The organism is Mesorhizobium tamadayense, from assembly GCF_003863365.1.
Taxonomy (GTDB): domain Bacteria; phylum Pseudomonadota; class Alphaproteobacteria; order Rhizobiales; family Rhizobiaceae; genus Mesorhizobium; species Mesorhizobium tamadayense.
On record NZ_RQXT01000229.1, the window covers coordinates 1 to 510 of the forward strand.

Consider the following 510-nt stretch of genomic DNA (forward strand, 5'->3'; position numbering starts at 1 on the left):
ATCCCTGACGCCACGAGCGGCTTGAAGTCTGCTGCATCGGTGGCGCGGGCCGGCGAAACGATAAGCCCCGAAATTCCATGCTCACGCATCGAGGCAACCACCTCTCGCTGCCGGTCGGTATTTTCACTCGTGTTTGAGAGGAACTGGACGAAGCCCGCCGACTGGACGACCGTGTCGACCCCTACGGCCAACTCTGCAAAGAAGCTGTTTGTAAGATCGTTCACCACGACACCGATGATGCCCGATCTGGCGCTCGCCTGTCGCAGGTTCGCGGCACCCCGGTTATAGACATACCCCAACTCGCGCATTGTCGCGTTGACCTTGGAACGCGTCGCTTCCTTCACCAGAGGCGAGCCCTGCAAGACCAACGAAACCGTGGACTTGGAAACGCCTGCGGCTTTGGCGATGTCGATGACAGTCAGTCTCGCCTTTGACATCGCAACCTCGGTCTTCTCAAACTATGCCCCAAACAATTGGAACGTTCCTAGTTTGTCAAGCGGAATCTTGTCT

1 protein-coding gene is annotated in these 510 nt (G+C 57.5%); it reads right to left on the reverse strand.

All coding sequences use genetic code 11. The annotated features are described in order from the left end of the window. Window positions 1-437: LacI family DNA-binding transcriptional regulator (locus tag EH240_RS37430; RefSeq protein WP_148101206.1), on the reverse strand; the 437-nt coding region annotated here is incomplete at its 3' end. Window positions 438-510: the final 73 nt, after the last annotated feature.